The sequence below is a fragment of the Nonomuraea sp. NPDC048916 genome (assembly GCF_040649575.1).
Classification (GTDB): Bacteria; Actinomycetota; Actinomycetes; order Streptosporangiales; family Streptosporangiaceae; genus Nonomuraea.
Genome location: NZ_JBEZFS010000021.1, coordinates 96,274 through 111,364, shown reverse-complemented (window position 1 = coordinate 111,364; position 15,091 = coordinate 96,274). Strand labels below are relative to the sequence as shown.

The following is a 15,091-nucleotide window of genomic DNA, read 5'->3' as shown; positions in this document are numbered from 1 at the left end:
TTCTCCTATGCGGTCGGTGCCTCGCCATTGTGGCGGCCCGAGATGCGGGGGAGCAGCTGGGCCAGGAGGAGGGTGGACAGTGCGGAGTCGCCGGCGCCCTGCTGGGTGCGCACCACCAGGGGCTGCGGGGCGCTCTCGGCCAGCTTGGCGCCCACGTCGAGACGCCGGCGGGCCAGCTCGTACTGCAGGACGGCCCGGTTGTCGCGGTAGGACTCGGCCAGCCGGCGCAGCGCCTTGGCCTCGTTCTCGGCCGAGGTCAGCTCGGCGCGGCCGCGGGCCTCGATCTCCCAGCGCACCCGCTGGGCCTCGGTCTCCTGCTCCTCGAGCATCCGCGCCACGTCCTTGCGGGCCGTGTTGTGCGCGGCCTTGACCTCGACGACGCGGGCGTCGCGGGTCTTCTTGGAGCGCTCGATCTCCATGAGCAGGGTGTCGATGCGGCGCTTGCGGGTCAGCTCCCACTCGCGCTCGTACGCCGACAGCTCCTTGGCGACCTTCTCGCGGGTGGCCAGGTGCTGCTGGTACTGGTCGGGCAGCTGCACGTCGGGGATGTTGGCGCCGGTGACGCGCACGCCGTAGCGGCCGAGCTGGCGGTTGAGCGCCTCCTGCATGTCACCCACGTCGGAGCCGCGCAGGTCGTAGGCCCGCTCGGTGTTGACCCGGCGGCTGCGCTGCCTGATCGCGTCCTGCACGGCGCTGGACAGGACCAGGTCGAAGTTGCCCGCGCCGATCGTGCGGACGAACGCCACCGGATCGACGATGCGGAACTTGAGGAAGAACTCGATCGACTTCAGCGGCACGTTCTCGGCCGTCGGGCAGGCCACGATGGGCGCCGAGTAGGGGATCTCGGTCGAGGTGTCGACGACGGCGTCCACCCGGTCCCACGGCACCCACAGGTAGTGGCGGCCGGGCGGCAGCGTGCCGGTGATGGCGCCCCAGCGGCTGCGCACGCCGGTGGTGCCCTCCTCGATCTCGATGATCGCCCGGCGCCACATCCAGATCGCCGCCACGACCAGGAAGAACAGCGCCATCGGCGCGGCCAGCAGGGTGAGGCCGGTCAGCGCGGCCATCCCGGCGAAGTAGACGCCGATGAAGACCAGCGACATCCAGGCGAAGCCCCGCCTGTCCTTGGGGATGACGACGGGCACGAGCTGGCCCTGCTCGCCGCCGCGCAGCAGCTGGCGGATGTCGGACCAGGAGGCCAGCGACTCCTTGATCTTCGAGAACTCGCGGCCGCTCATCGGACCTCACGCTCCACATTCCGTGCGATGTGCCGCTCGGCCGCGGTCGTCGCCGCCGCTTCGAGCTCGGGGGCGGGCGCCTCGGCGACCTCCTCGGCGACCTTCCTGAGCAGCGCGGTGATCTCCGCCTCGCGGTCGTCCACGCGCTTGCCGATCTCGGACAGCCTGGACCGGATGGCGGCCATGTCCTCGCGGGAGAACAGCGCGGCCCCCTTCCCGCCGACCAGTTGCTGGGCCAGCGCCAGGAAGTCGATGTCGGTGTGCTCGCCCACCTGCACGACCTGCGGTAGCCGGTTCGAGACCGACTCCAGCTTGTCCAGCAGGTCCTGCTGGAAGCGGTACTCGAGGATCTCCGGAGCCTCGGCCGCGCTGAGCGCCCGGATGTCCAGCGCCTGGGCCTCCAGCAGCGCCGAGTTGGCCTTGGCCGTGGACTCGGCCTCGACCAGCCGCTGCCGGGCCTGCGCCTTGGCCTGGTGCTCGGCCCGTTCGAGCGCGGTGTCCATGCGGGCCTGGTAGCCGGCGATCTCCGCCTGGATGGCGCTCAGCGTCTCCTGCAGCCCGGCCAGCTCCTTGATCAGGTCGCCCTCGTTCTGCTCCTTGCGCAGCTGCAGCTCGTACTCGTAGGTGTAGGCCTCCTTGGCGACTCGCACCATCTCGGGCGCCGCCAGGTCCATCCGGTACTCCTGGCTCGACGGCTCGGCGTGCGTGATGTTCACGTCGGTGAGCCGGACGGCGGGCAGGAACTGCTGGTTGAGGCTCTCCAGCATGCCGTGCGTGCTCTCGCCCACCAGGTCGTAGATGTCCTCGGCCCGCTGGGCGTAGATGAGGGACCGGGTGACCTCGCTGATGGCGTTCTGCAGCTTGGACTGGAAGCCGCTGACCGAACCGAGCACGAAGATGAACTCCGCCGGGTTCTCGATCCTGAACTGCAGGAACAGGTCGACGCTCGCCTTGACGCCCTGCTGGGTCGGCGCCTCGCGGATGGGGGCGTTGAACGGGTACTCGCGGGTGGTGTTGACGATGTAGCTGACCCGCTTCCACGGGTTGAACAGCGTCACCCTGCCCGGCTCGGCGATGTGCACGAGCTTGCCGAACTTGGTGATCAGCGCCTTGCAGCCCTCGGGCACCATGACCACGCTGCGCCGCCACCACAGGAACGCGGCGGCCAGCACCAGGACGATCCAGTAGTGCGGGCCGAAGAACAGGTCGGTGTTGGGGATCACGTTGCCGAGCGCGCCGATGAGGCCCAGCATCACCAGGATGCCGAGCGGGACGATCACCTTGGCGGTGCCGCTCTTGGGGATCACCACGGGCGAGATGACGTGCATGCCGTTCTCGGCGAAGCTGCGGTTGACGATCTCGCCGGCCTCGTTCAGCGAGGCGGTCCTGGCCTCGATCAGCGTGCCGATCGAGACGCCGCCGTCGCGAGCCGCGGCGAAGTCGTGCGGGTTCAGCGCGAAGCCGGGGGCCTGCCCGGGATGGTTCATCGCCTGGCCGACGGCCTGGCCCATCGCCTGACGCACGTCACCACCCTGCATGACGGCCTGAGCTAACCCTTGACCTGCTTGGATGAATGCCTCTCTGGGGCGTGCCATAACACCTTCCTTTTCCGCTACAGGCGATTTCGACCGTATCGGGTACGACTTACTGTTCGCTTGCAGCGCTGGTCACAGGTCTATTGCGTTCGATAGCAGACATGCTATGAATGTAGTACTCCTACTACTTGGGGGATTGATGAGCACAGTGGGCGAGCTGGACGGCCACGTCGACGCCGCCGGCACCACCGCCGCGATCGAGGTCGGCGACCTGCGCATGAGCTACGGGCGGAACGAGGTGCTGCGGGGCGTCGACTTCGCGGTGGCCCCGGGCGAGGTCGTCGCGCTGCTCGGCCCCAACGGCGCGGGCAAGACCACCACCATCGAGATCCTGGAGGGCTTCCGCGTGCCCTCGGCGGGCCGGGCGCGGGTGCTCGGCGCCGATCGCGGATGGACCGAGTTCAAGCACACCCTGATCGCCCCCCAGGAGATCGGCTTCGCGCTGGTCACCACCGCCGCCTTCGTCGTCGTGCTCTACTTCCAGCGCGACGCCACGTTGCCCGGCTCGACGATGCCGCTCGCGATGGCCACGCTGCCCGGCATGCTCGGCCTGGTGATCGGCGCCAACGGACTGCTCGGAGCGGTCGGATCGCTGGCCGTCGAACGCGAGGACGGCACACTCCTGCGGGCCAAGGCCCTGCCGCAGGGCATGGTCGGCTACCTCGTCGGCCGGGTGGTGTCGGTGTCGCTCACCGCCATCGGCAGCCTGCTGATGATCCTCGTCGCCGGGCTGTTCCTCGTGCTGGACCTGGCCGGCGCGGGGCCCGGCGCCTGGCTGACCGTGGCCTGGGTCGCCCTGCTGGGCCTGCTGTCCACGTTGCCGCTGGGCGCGGTCATCGGCTCGCTGGCCACCAGCCCGCAGGCCGCCGCCGGGCTGTCGATGGTCTCCATGGGCGGTCTCACCGCCGTCTCCGGGATCTTCTACCCGATCTCCGCCCTGGCCGGCTGGCTGCAGGCCGTGGCCCACGTGTTCCCGCTGTACTGGCTCGGGCTCGGCATGCGCTCCGCGCTGTTGCCCGACTCGGCCGCGGCCGTGGAGATCGGCGGCTCGTGGCGGCCCGGGGCGACGATGGCCGTCCTCATCGCCTGGTCCGTCGCCGGGCTGCTGATCGCACCGCCGGTGCTGCGCCGGATGGCCAGGCGCGAGTCGGGCTCGGCCGTCCAGGCGCGCCGCGACCGGGCGCTGCAGCGCATCGGCTGAGAAGATGTACGGCGATGAGTGAGACCGTCTACAACCGCATCGCGCTGCTGCGCGCCGAGCGCGGTGTGACCCGCAGGCAGCTCGCCGACGCGCTGGGAGTGCACTACCAGACGATCGGCTACCTCGAACGCGGCGAATACAGCCCGAGCCTCTACCTCGCGCTGCGCATCGCCGGCCACTTCGAGGTGCCGGTCGAGGTCGTCTTCTCCACGATCCCGTTTCCGAAGATCGGCGAACGAAGCGCCTGATATAGGCGAACGAAGCGCTTGATATATCGGTGTAAATAGCGATCTATGACCTTTAGGTGTGCCGGGGTAGGCCTGCGCCCGCCACGGCAAGGGCGAGGAGCAGCCGGCCGACGTGACCAGCGCTGATGTCAAATTGTCCGGGTTCACCCCGATGAAGGGGGTGCCCGTCACCGGGTGACGTTTCTGTCGGTGGGGCGGCCTACAGTGGGCAGCATGCGACCGGTCACAGATTTGCAGCGGAAGGTGGCGCCCTTCGAGGTGGTCACCGAGATGACTCCGTCCGGAGACCAGCCGACGGCCATCGCAGAGCTGGAGCGCCGCGTCAAGGCCGGAGCCAAGGACAACGTCCTGCTGGGCGCCACCGGCACGGGCAAGACGGCCACGATCGCCTGGCTCATCGAGCGACTGCAGCGGCCCGCGCTCGTCATGCAGCCCAACAAGACGCTCGCCGCCCAGTTCGCCAACGAGCTGCGCGAGATGCTGCCCAACAACGCGGTCGAATACTTCGTCTCCTACTACGACTACTACCAGCCCGAGGCCTACGTCCCGCAGAGTGACACCTACATCGAGAAGGACTCCTCGATCAACGACGAGGTCGAGCGGCTGCGCCACTCCGCCACCAACTCGCTGCTGACCCGCCGCGACACGATCGTGGTCGCCTCCGTGTCCTGCATCTACGGCCTCGGCACGCCCCAGGAATACATCGACCGCATGGCCCGGCTCCGCGTCGGCATGGACATCGACCGCGACCAGCTGCTGCGCCGCCTCGTCGACATGCAGTACACCCGCAACGACCTCGCCTTCACCCGCGGCACGTTCCGGGTCCGCGGCGACACGATCGAGATCATCCCCAAGTACGAAGAGCTCGCCGTGCGCATCGAGATGTTCGGCGACGAGATCGAGAAGCTCTCCACGATGCACCCGCTGACCGGCGAGGTCATCACCGAGGACGAAGAGCTTCACATCTTCCCCGCGTCCCACTACGTCGCGGGCGAGCAGCGGATGGCCGCGGCCGTGGCCGGCATCGAGGCCGAGCTGGCCGACCGGCTCGCCGAGCTGGAGCGGCAGGGCAAGCTGCTGGAGGCCCAGCGGCTGCGCATGCGCACCACCTACGACCTCGAGATGATGCGCCAGATCGGCACCTGCTCCGGCATCGAAAACTACTCGCGCTTCATGGACGGCCGTGGGCCCGGCAGCGCGCCCCACACGCTGCTCGACTACTTCCCCGAAGACTTCGTGCTGGTGCTCGACGAGTCCCACCAGACCGTGCCGCAGATCGGCGCCATGTACGAAGGCGACGCCTCGCGCAAGCGCACCCTGGTCGAGCACGGGTTCCGGCTGCCGTCCGCGCTCGACAACCGGCCGCTGAAGTGGGAGGAGTTCCTGGAGCGCATCGACCAGACCGTCTACCTGTCCGCCACGCCCGGCCCCTACGAGCTGGGCCGCGTCAAGGGCGACGTCGTCGAGCAGGTCATCCGCCCCACCGGGCTGGTCGACCCCGAGGTGGTCGTCAAGCCGACCAAGGGGCAGATCGATGACCTCGTCCACGAGATCCGCGAGCGGGCCGACCGCGACGAGCGGGTGCTGGTCACCACCCTGACCAAGAAGATGTCCGAAGACCTCACCGACTACCTGCTGGAGCTCGGCATCCGGGTCCGCTACCTGCACAGCGAGGTCGACACGCTGCGCCGCATCGAGCTGCTGCGCGAGCTGCGCAGCGGCGAGTTCGACGTGCTCGTCGGCATCAACCTGCTGCGCGAGGGGCTCGACCTGCCCGAGGTCTCCCTGGTCGCCATCCTCGACGCCGACAAGGAGGGGTTCCTCCGGTCCGAGACCTCCCTCATCCAGACCATCGGACGAGCCGCCCGAAACGTCTCCGGTCAGGTGCACATGTACGCCGACAAGGTGACACCCTCCATGGAGCGGGCCATCGACGAGACCAACCGGCGGCGGGCCAAGCAGATCGCCTACAACCAGGCCAACGGGATCGATCCGCAGCCGTTGCGCAAGAAGATCGCCGACATCCTCGACTCGTTGCAGCGCGAAGACGCCGACACCGACCGGCTGCTCGGCGGAGGAAGGTCGCAGTCCCGCGGCAAGGCTCCCGTGCCCGGGTTCGCCGGCAAGCAGGCCGGGGCGCACGCCAAGGCGATCGCGGGCGAGCTGCCTCGGGCGCAGATAGAGTCCTTGATCGAGTCGTTGACCGAACAGATGCATCAGGCGGCTGCCGATCTGCAGTTCGAGGTCGCTGCTCGGCTCCGTGACGAGATCAAGGAGCTCAAGCGCGAGCTGCGTGACATGCGTGAGGCGGGGGTCAAGTAGCTCTCTCTTGCGGTTCGTGCCGGAGGTGCTTCCGTCCCGCTGGTGCCTTGGTGGGTGTTGTTCAGGGCCACAGAGGTGGGTGCGGCCCCGGGCCGTGTAGGTGGGTGCGGCCTCTGGGCTGCGGAGACGGGTGCGACTCTGGGGCGTGGAGGTGAGTGTCGGCTTCGGGCCGCGGAGGCGGGTGGGCGTTCCGGCCGACCGCGATTGCCCGGGGTCTGGTGCTTTTGGCCTTCGGCCTTATCTCGGGCGCGGGGGTACCTGGCACGGTCTTAAGTCGGCCGGAACGCCCACCCGCCTCCGCGGCACCCAGATCAGCCTGGACTTGCGGGCACCTAGATAGGTCTGGACTTGCGGGCACCCAGATCAGCCAAGCCTGCGGCCCCCCAGGGGCAGCTCGGCAAAACCCGGGAAGAACAGAGCGGAAGCCCAGGCAAGGGCACCGCCGATAAAGGAGGTGAAGGGGCCAAGCCGGGGCGGCTACGGTGCCAGGTATGCGGCGTTGTGGAGCGTGTGGGGGCTGGGAGCCAGCCGGAGCCCCCGGCTGCGCCCACTGCGCCGCCGTGGTGGACGAACTCGTCGAGGCGGGGTGGCGGGAGTTTCTGGGGCGGGAGTTCGCCGGAGCAAGCGCGGCTGACGAGCGGGACATCGCGGAGATGGTCGTCGACGAGCCCGACAAGCATCTGTGGCGGGTCGTCGACGCCGCTTATGACCGGCTGACCTGCGCCGAGTGCGGCGGCAGACTGAGCCGGGGCCAGGCGGGCTGCGCCGGGTGCGATCTGGCCAACGGCTTCAGGTACGTGGCGATCGAGATCGACCGCCCGGGAGTGCCCCCGGGCAACGAGCACGCGCTCAGGGTCAACGTGTCCGTGGTGCGCAGACCGTACGGGATCTCGGAAGGTGAGCTGCTGCTGCGCCGGCTGTCGTTGCCGGTTCTCCTGGAGGGGCTGCTCCCCACCGTGAGACAGGCACAGGCAACGAAGGACCTGTACAACAGAGGCGCTGGCGTCGACGAACTCGCCGCCGTGGTCTATGACGGGTGGGGCGGGGTCAGCCCATGACCCGGTCGAGGTCGAGGTCGATCTCCACGTCGAAGCCGATGTGGGTGCACAGCCGCTTGCGGTGGATGCCGGTCGGCACGTAGGCCCGCACGGCCGGTTCGAGCTCGAAGGTGTAGACCACAGGGCTCGCGTCCTCCGCCTCCACTCGCCAGAAGTGCGAGATGCCGGCGTTGGAGTATTTGAACGGCTTGGTGGTGCGGTCTCTGTCTCGGGACTCCTCCGACACCACCTCGACGACCAGGTGGACGTCCTCGGGCTTGAACGAGGTCACCTCCGGCTTGAGGGCCGACCGGTTGACCAGGAGGATGTCTGGTTCGGGTCGCTGGCGCAGGCCCAGTGTGACCGCCATCTCGCGGGCGACGACGAGCCGCTGCGGCGGTCGGAGTGACTGCTCCAGCAACCGGAGCGTGAGCATGTGGAACGCCGTTTGCGGCGACAACACGATGAGGGACCCATCGATCAACTCGACGTGCGGGGGCGCGTCGGGGGGAAGATGATCGAGCATGTCGGCGGTCCAGCCACCGGGAGGGCCGGGATAGAACCACTCCGGAAGGGCGGTGCTCATCGTGGTGCCTCCTCGGCCATGTCACGCCGTGGATCCATCGTGCCACGTACGGTAGCGATTAGGGGAGATCTTTTCTTTCCTGCACGGTGCGCCGGTAGAGCTCGTCGATCTCGTCGAGCGGGTCGGGGGCGCGGCGGCGGGACTCGATTTCGAGCTCGGTGCGCGAGTGGAGGTCGTCGATGCCGGCGGCGGTGTGGTGGACCTGGTCGCTGAGCAGGTCGGCGCGGATGCGGGCGCACATCGCGGTCAGTTTGGCCTGGTGCTCCCGGAGCCGGTCGAGGGTGACGTGGTCGACGTAGGGGGACACGCGGCGTTGCTGGGCGTACATCCCGAGCTGACCGTCGTGCACGTCTGCCTGGCGGACCAGGTCGGACAGCAGGTCGGGCAGGTCGCCGAGGCCCCAGCCCTGGCGCTGCGCCTGTTCGACGGCCTGGCGGGTGAGTGACACCTCGCGGCGCAGGTCGAGCCGGAGGCGTTCGACCTCGGCGGCGTCGCCGGTGCCCATGGCGTTGACGTGGGTGGTCAGCCGCGTCGTCGCCTGCCTGGCCTTGGAAGCCGCCTTCCGCCCCACCTTGACCAGGAAGTAGACGCCGACCCCGGTCACCAGGAGGAAGAATGCCAGGATCACCAGCACGATGAGAAGGAGCTCGCTGATGGTGCCCACCTCCTGGTTGGTTTCTGCCTTCGAGGATAGTGCGCCCGGAGGGTCCGGTGACGGGGAGAACGGTGGCCCGGCCAACGGCTCTTGATCATGTGGTGACGCTGTGGTTCAGCGTGATCTGGCGGGAACTCCGGGTGTTTACGCCCTGGAGGAAACGACACGGAGGGCCGCCAAGCCCGGGCGGTGCCGTGACAGCTGGTCCCTGTGAGTAGCTCAGCCCGGCCGTTTCTGGCTCTCGATGTAGTCCTGACGAGCGGGTGGACGTGTGGGCGCGAGGGCGGGGGACCACGAGGCGCCCACACGTCGCTCAGGAGCGTACGAGCGGGCGCCCGCCGCCCGAATCACCCCGGCGGCGGACACGGCCTCAGCCCACAGGGCGAGCCCGGCGCCGGGCCCGGACGCGGCGCACCTTTCTGAGCGCCCACCAGGCCGGCAGCGCCATCAGCGCCAGCGCGACGATCACCAGGATCGGCAGGAACACCGCGATGAGGCTCATGCCGAGCGATCCCGCGTCCTCGACGGTGCTCGCGACCGGCGCGCCGGCTCCCGCCGTGCCCACGTTGAGCACCGGCCGGGCCGTCGCCTTCAGAGCGTGTACGGCCAGCGCCACCAGGATGCCCAGCAGCCAGCCCGCCCAGGGACGCTCGGCCATCCAGGTCGAGTGGTCGAGTTCGGCGGCCGCGTTCGTGGCGCTGAACACGACCCCGCCGGACGCCGGCCGTACGACTGTCTGGATCATGTCGTTGACCGTGTCGACGGCGGGGACCTTGTCCAGCACCATCTCGGCGACGAGCAGCACCGCGATGACGCAGATCACGCCCCAGTTGGACAGCCAGTCGTAGCCGTCGGGCAGCTTCACCGCGTCGGTGAAGTTGGCCAGCACGCCCACCACCAGCAGCGGGATGTAGGCGTTCAGCCCGGCGGCAGTGGACAGCCCCAGCCCTGTCAGCGCAGCGAACATGGCCCTAGTCTGCCCGGCTCGCGGCTTCCATGAGGCGCGGTAGGTCGGGTCCGGTGAACTCGGCGACGGCCCGCTCGTACTTCTCCATCCCCCAGGACCAGAAGTCGAAGTCGATGGACTGGTTGGCGCCGTCCTGGATGGAGGCCCACAGGGTCCAGCCGTACTTGGACATGAGGCCGAGCAGCCGGGCCCGCGCGATCTTGTTGCGCAGGCGGCGGCCGTAGTAGGCGGTGACGAGCTCGTCGAGGTGGTCGAGCGGCAGGTCCGACTCGCTCCAGATGTTGCCCAGCTCGAAGCAGGGGTCGTTGTTGCCCGCGTACTCGTAGTCGATCAGCCAGAGGCGCTCGCCGTCGTCGATGATGTTGCCGGGCAGCAGGTCGTTGTTGCACGGCACGGTGCTTTCCCGCCGTATTTCGAGACATTTCTTGATCTGCGCTACGTCGGGCATGAAGTCGAGGTACCTCGGCGGCAGCCGGAAACCCCGCTCCCGCACGATCGCCAGGTAGCGGCGCTGCACGTCGAACATGTCGAAGTCGCCGGTGAACCGGGGCCCCGCGTGCAGCCGCCGGCACGCCTCGGCCACCCGCGGCAGGTTACGGGCGTCACGCAGGTCGGCCTCGGTGAACGTCCGCCCCGGCAGGAACCCCACCACCAGCACGCCGGCGCCGGGCAGGTAGTCGTGCACCGGAGGCCCCACGCCCGCCCGGAAGGCGGCCAGGGTGTCGGCGTGCTCGGCGTCCCGGTCGATGGCCAGCAGCGCCCCGTCGCTGGCCGACACGCGCACCACGTACGCGCCGCCGGGGACGGTCACCTTGTAGTTGCGGTTGGTCAGCCCGCCGGGCAGCTCCTCGACGGAACGCGGGACGCCGGACAGCAGGGTGATGCGGTCGAGGACCTCGCTCAGGGCCATGGTCGATCCTAGCTCTGCCGCCCTAAACGGTCTAGACCTTTTAGCGCCGGAAGGTTACCCTCGCGACCATGAGCGACTCGGCGCGCATCGTGATCATCGGCGGCGGCGTGGGCGGCGCGTCCGTCGCCTACCACCTGACCCGGCTCGGCGAACGCGACGTCGTCCTGCTGGAGCGGGACGAGCTGACCAGCGGCTCCACCTTCCACTCCGCGGGGCTCGTCGGCCAGCTCCGCGCCGACCCGACGCTCACCCGGATGAACCAGTACTCCGTCGAGCTCTACCGGCGGCTCGACGCCGGCTGGACGGAGTGCGGCGGCATCAAGCTGGCCTCCACGCCCGAGCGGATGGAGGAGATCCGCCGCCAGATCGGCTGGGCCCGCGCGTCCGGCCTGCCGCTGGAGGAGATCTCCGTCGCCGAGGCCGTCGAGCTGTTCCCGCTCATGGACCCCACGGGGGTCGTGGGCGCCGCCTACCTGCCCACCGACGGCCAGGTGGACCCCTCGCGGCTGTGCTACGCGCTGGCGGCCGGGGCGCGCGAGGGCGGCGCGCGCCTCCGCACGAGGACGCGCGTGCTCGGCATCGACACCAAGGGCGGCAGGGTCACGAGGGTCCGCACCGACCAGGGCGACCTCGACTGCGAGATCGTGGTCAACTGCGGCGGCATGTTCGCGGCCGAGATCGGCCGGATGGCCGGCGTGCGGGTGCCGATCGTGCCGATGTCGCACCAGTACGTGGTGACCGACGCCTTCCACGAGCACGCCGGGCTGCCGACGCTGCGCGACCCCGACCTGCTCGTCTACTACCGCCAGGAGGTGCGCGGCCTGGTCATGGGGGGTTACGAGCGGACCTGCGCGCCCTGGACCGCCGCTCCAGGCCGGTTCGACGCCGTGCCGGGCGACTTCAACGGGCGGCTGCTCCCCGAGGACTGGCCGCGGTTCGAGGAGATCTCCGACAACTCCAGGATCCGGGTCCCGGCCATGGCCGACGTCGGCATCCGCAAGCTGATCAACGGCCCGGAGGCGTTCACCCCCGACAACGAGTTCTGCCTCGGCGAGACCGAGGTCGGCGGGTTCTTCGTGGCGGCCGGGTTCTGCGCGCACGGCATCGCGGGCGCGGGCGGCATCGGCAAGGTGATGGCCGACTGGATCGTCGAGGGCGAGCCCGGCATGGACCTCTGGCACATGGACATCCGCCGTTTCGGCCGCCAGTACCGCTCGCCCTCCCACACGCTCGCCCGCGCCGTCGAGAACTACGAGACCTACTACGACATCCGCTACCCCGGCCACGAGCGCTCGGCCGGCCGCCCGCTCCGGGTCTCGCCCGCGTACGGCTGGCACGCCGCGCACGGCGCCGAGTTCGGCGAGAAGGCCGGCTGGGAACGGGTCAATTACTACCGCTCGAACGCGGCGGAGGAGAGCGGTGAGCGGCCCAGGGGCTGGGCCGGGCGGCTGTGGTCGCCCGCGGTCGGCGCCGAGCACCGCGCCACCCGCGAGGCCGCCGGGCTGTTCGACGAGTCGTCGTTCGCCAAGATCGAGGTCACCGGGCCCGGCGCGGTCGCCCTGCTGGAATGGGTCTGCGACAACCACGTGGCCCGCCGCATCGGCGCCGTGACCTACACCCAGGCGCTCAACCGGCGCGGCGGCATCGAGTGCGACTTCACCGTGACCAGGCGGGCCGAGGACGAGTTCCTCGTCGTCACCGGCACCGCGTTCGGCTCCCACGACCTCGGCTGGCTGCGCCGCCAGGCCGCCCTGACCGGGGCCGACGTCCGGATCGCCGACGTGACCGGGCAGTACGCCTGTTTCGGGCTGTGGGGGCCGCGCGCCCGCGACGTCCTGTCCGGGCTGACGCCCGATCCGCTGGACTTCCCGTTCATGACCTCGCGCGAGATCACCGTGGGCGACGTTCCGGTGCTGGCGCTGCGGGTGACGTTCGTGGGGGAACTGGGCTGGGAGTTGTACTGCTCCAGCGAGTACGGGCTGGCGCTGTGGACGACGCTGTGGCGGGCGGGCGAGCCGTACGGGCTGACGGCCGCGGGCTACCGGGCCATCGACACCCTGCGGCTGGAGAAGGGGTATCGCGTCTGGGGCGCCGACATCGGCCCCGAGACCACACCGTACGAGGCGGGGCTCGGCTTCTGCGTCAAACCGGACAAGGACTTCCTCGGCAGGGACGCGCTCGACCCCGAGCCCAGCCGCAGGCTGCGCTGCCTCACCCTCGGCGACCCGCGCGCCATCGCCCTCGGCAACGAGCCGGTACGGGTGGACGGCCAGGTCGTGGCCCGGGTCACCTCCGGCGGCTACGGCCACACGGTCGCCGCGTCCATCGCCTACGCCTACCTGCCCTCCGGGCACGGGCCGGGCACCGAGGTGGAGGTCGAGGTGGAGGGCTCGTGGGTGGCGGCGGACGTGGTCAGGGATCCGCTCTACGACCCGGCGGGGGAGCGGGTGCGCTGACGCCGCTGCGCACCGAGATCCGGACCCGGTCGGGCCGGAACAGGTCGCGGGCGTACTCGACCGGGGTGCCGTCGGCCGCGTAGGCGGTGCGTTCGATCGACATCAGCGGCGCGCCGGGCGCGATGCCCAGCTCGGCCGCCTCGCCGGGCCCGGCGATCACCGGGTCGAGGTGCTCGACGGCGGTGCGCGGCCCCAGGTCGTACGCGCCGGCGAGCAGCGCGTAGAGCGAGCCGCCCAGATCCGCCTCCAGGAACCCGGGCAGCGCGGGAAAGAAGGAGCGTTCGAGCGCCACCGGGGACCGGCCGGCGGAGCGCACCCGGGCGACCTCGTGCACCGGCTCGCCCGCGGCCAGCTCCAGGGCGGCGGCGACCTGCGCGGTCGCGGGGACGGTCGCGGCCGTCAGGACCCTCGCCTCGGCCCGCAGGTGGGCCCGGCGCAGCTGCTCGGTGAATCCGGTCAGCCCGGTCAGGTCGCAGTCGATGCGCGGCTCGGCCACGAACGCGCCGCCGGACCTGCCCGGGACCCTGACCAGCACGCCGTCGTGCTCCAGCGTGGCCAGCGCCTGCCTGAGCGTCATCCGGCTCACGCCGAGCCGCGCGGCCAGCTCCCGCTCACCGGGCAGCCGGTCGCCGGGCGCCATCTCGCCGCCCGCAATGGCGTCGAGCAGCCAGCGCTCGATCTGCACGTGCGCGGGAACACCGGTGCCACGCTCCAGCTCGGGTGTCCCGACCACACGCGCATCGTAGCCCGTCAGCCGGAGAGCCGGGCCAGCCGCTCCACCGCGTCGGCGAACTCGCTCACCATCTCGTAGACCACCTCACGGGCGGGTTTGACCTGCTTCATCTGGCCCACGACCTGCCCGACGAAGTAGTTGGCCAGCTCCAGGGCCCCCGGCTCGCCCCGCTCGGCGGCGGCGGTGACGCGGGCCATCGTGCCCTCGGCCACCAGCATCTGCAGGGGCATCGGGAGCGGCCCGGGGCTCTCCTGGCCGGAGTCCCATTCCTCGGTCCAGGCCGACCTGAGCTGGCGGGCCGGCTTGCCGGTGCGCGAGCGGGAGCGGACCGTGTCCAGCGACGAGGCGGTCAGCATCTTGCGCTTGACCGCGGGAGAGGTCTCCGCCTCCTCGGTGGTCAGCCAGACCGACCCGCACCACACGCCCTGCGCGCCGAGGGCCATGGCCGCGGCCATCTGCCGCCCGGAGGCGATGCCGCCGGCGGCCAGCACCGGCAGCGGCGCGACCGCGTCCACGACCTGCGGCACCAGCACCATCGTGGCGATCTCGCCGGTGTGCCCGCCCGCCTCGGTGCCCTGCGCCACGATCAGGTCGGCGCCCGCCGCCACCTGCCTGCGCGCGTGCTCCACGGTGCCGACCAGCGCCGCCACGGGCACCCCCGCCTCGCGGGCGGCGGCCACCATCTCCGGCGGGGGCGGCCCCAGCGCGCTGGCGATCAGGCCGATCGGGTGCTTGAGCGCCACGTCGATCAGCCCGGTCGCGCCCGCCGCCGTCACCCGCCTGCCGAACTCGTCCGCCGAACCGCCCAGCGGCTGGCCCGGGCCGGTCACGCCGTACTTGGACAGCAGATGCGTGACGAAGTCGCGGTGCCGTTCGGGGATGAAGTCGGCCAGCCGCGCGTCACGGTCGAGCGCCGACGCGTCGATCTTGCCGGGGACGAGCACGTCCACCCCGTACGGACGGCCGCCGACCTGCTCGTCGATCCAGGTGAGCTCGGTGTCGAGCTGCTCGGGCGTGTAGGCGATGGCGCCCAGCACCCCGAAGCCGCCGGCGTTGGTGACCGCGGCTACCACGTCGCGGCAGTGGCTGAAGGCGAACAGGGGGAACTCGACGCCGAGACGTTCGGTGATTGCGGTCCGCATG

13 protein-coding genes are annotated in these 15,091 nt (G+C 70.4%); 5 read left to right on the top strand and 8 right to left on the bottom strand.

Features of this window, described 5'->3' with window-relative positions:
- Positions 1-5: 5 nt before the first annotated feature.
- Positions 6-1,238, bottom strand: a complete 1,233-nt coding sequence (locus tag AB0C16_RS23415; protein WP_357686011.1) for an SPFH domain-containing protein — start codon at positions 1,236-1,238, stop codon at positions 6-8.
- A complete protein-coding gene (locus AB0C16_RS23410; protein ID WP_357686010.1) occupies positions 1,235-2,833 on the bottom strand; it encodes an SPFH domain-containing protein in 1,599 nt (532 codons plus the stop codon). Before AB0C16_RS23410 ends, AB0C16_RS23415 begins: the two co-directional genes overlap by 4 nt.
- Before the next feature lie 139 nt (positions 2,834-2,972).
- Here AB0C16_RS23410 and AB0C16_RS23405 point away from each other — a divergent pair, with 139 nt between their 5' ends.
- The 4 genes from AB0C16_RS23405 to AB0C16_RS23390 all read left to right on the top strand — a co-directional run bounded on the left by AB0C16_RS23405 (position 2,973) and on the right by AB0C16_RS23390 (position 7,662).
- Positions 2,973-4,034 (top strand): ABC transporter permease, encoded by a 1,062-nt coding sequence (locus tag AB0C16_RS23405; RefSeq protein WP_357686009.1) that lies wholly within the window; start codon positions 2,973-2,975, stop codon positions 4,032-4,034.
- A 14-nt stretch (positions 4,035-4,048) separates the two neighbouring features.
- Positions 4,049-4,282 carry a helix-turn-helix transcriptional regulator gene (locus tag AB0C16_RS23400; protein WP_357686008.1) on the top strand — a complete coding sequence of 78 codons (234 nt, stop codon included), beginning with the start codon at positions 4,049-4,051 and terminating at the stop codon, positions 4,280-4,282.
- Positions 4,283-4,495: 213 nt separating this feature from the next.
- Positions 4,496-6,604 carry an excinuclease ABC subunit UvrB gene (uvrB, locus tag AB0C16_RS23395; protein WP_357686007.1) on the top strand — a complete coding sequence of 703 codons (2,109 nt, stop codon included), beginning with the start codon at positions 4,496-4,498 and terminating at the stop codon, positions 6,602-6,604.
- Between the two features lie 560 nt (positions 6,605-7,164).
- Positions 7,165-7,662: a hypothetical protein gene (locus AB0C16_RS23390; RefSeq protein ID WP_357686006.1), complete on the top strand. Its 498-nt coding sequence runs from the start codon at positions 7,165-7,167 to the stop codon at positions 7,660-7,662.
- Here the strand turns inward: AB0C16_RS23390 and AB0C16_RS23385 are convergent.
- The 4 genes from AB0C16_RS23385 to AB0C16_RS23370 form a co-directional block, all read right to left on the bottom strand.
- Entirely contained in the window at positions 7,652-8,227 is a 576-nt protein-coding gene (locus AB0C16_RS23385; protein ID WP_357686005.1) for a Uma2 family endonuclease, read from the bottom strand. The two genes, AB0C16_RS23390 and AB0C16_RS23385, sit on opposite strands and share 11 nt — an antisense overlap.
- Positions 8,228-8,285: 58 nt before the next feature.
- Positions 8,286-8,891 (bottom strand): hypothetical protein, encoded by a 606-nt coding sequence (locus AB0C16_RS23380; protein WP_357686004.1) that lies wholly within the window; start codon positions 8,889-8,891, stop codon positions 8,286-8,288.
- 361 nt (positions 8,892-9,252) lie between these two features.
- The gene (locus AB0C16_RS23375) at positions 9,253-9,849 is read right to left on the bottom strand and encodes a DUF4126 domain-containing protein (protein WP_357686003.1); all 597 of its coding nucleotides are present in this window, start codon (positions 9,847-9,849) and stop codon (positions 9,253-9,255) included.
- 4 nt (positions 9,850-9,853) lie between these two features.
- A complete protein-coding gene (locus tag AB0C16_RS23370; protein ID WP_357686002.1) occupies positions 9,854-10,759 on the bottom strand; it encodes a phosphotransferase in 906 nt (301 codons plus the stop codon).
- 68 nt (positions 10,760-10,827) lie between these two features.
- On the opposite strand from AB0C16_RS23370, the gene AB0C16_RS23365 reads away from it, so the two are divergent.
- Positions 10,828-13,215, top strand: a complete 2,388-nt coding sequence (locus AB0C16_RS23365; RefSeq protein ID WP_357686001.1) for an FAD-dependent oxidoreductase — start codon at positions 10,828-10,830, stop codon at positions 13,213-13,215.
- On the opposite strand, the gene AB0C16_RS23360 is transcribed toward AB0C16_RS23365, so the two are convergent.
- Complete coding sequence (locus AB0C16_RS23360; protein WP_357686000.1) at positions 13,172-13,948, bottom strand: GntR family transcriptional regulator; 777 nt, start codon at positions 13,946-13,948, stop codon at positions 13,172-13,174. The genes AB0C16_RS23365 and AB0C16_RS23360 overlap by 44 nt on opposite strands.
- 17 nt (positions 13,949-13,965) lie before the next feature.
- Entirely contained in the window at positions 13,966-15,090 is a 1,125-nt protein-coding gene (locus tag AB0C16_RS23355; RefSeq protein WP_357685999.1) for a nitronate monooxygenase family protein, read from the bottom strand.
- Between the last annotated feature and the right edge of the window lies 1 nt (position 15,091).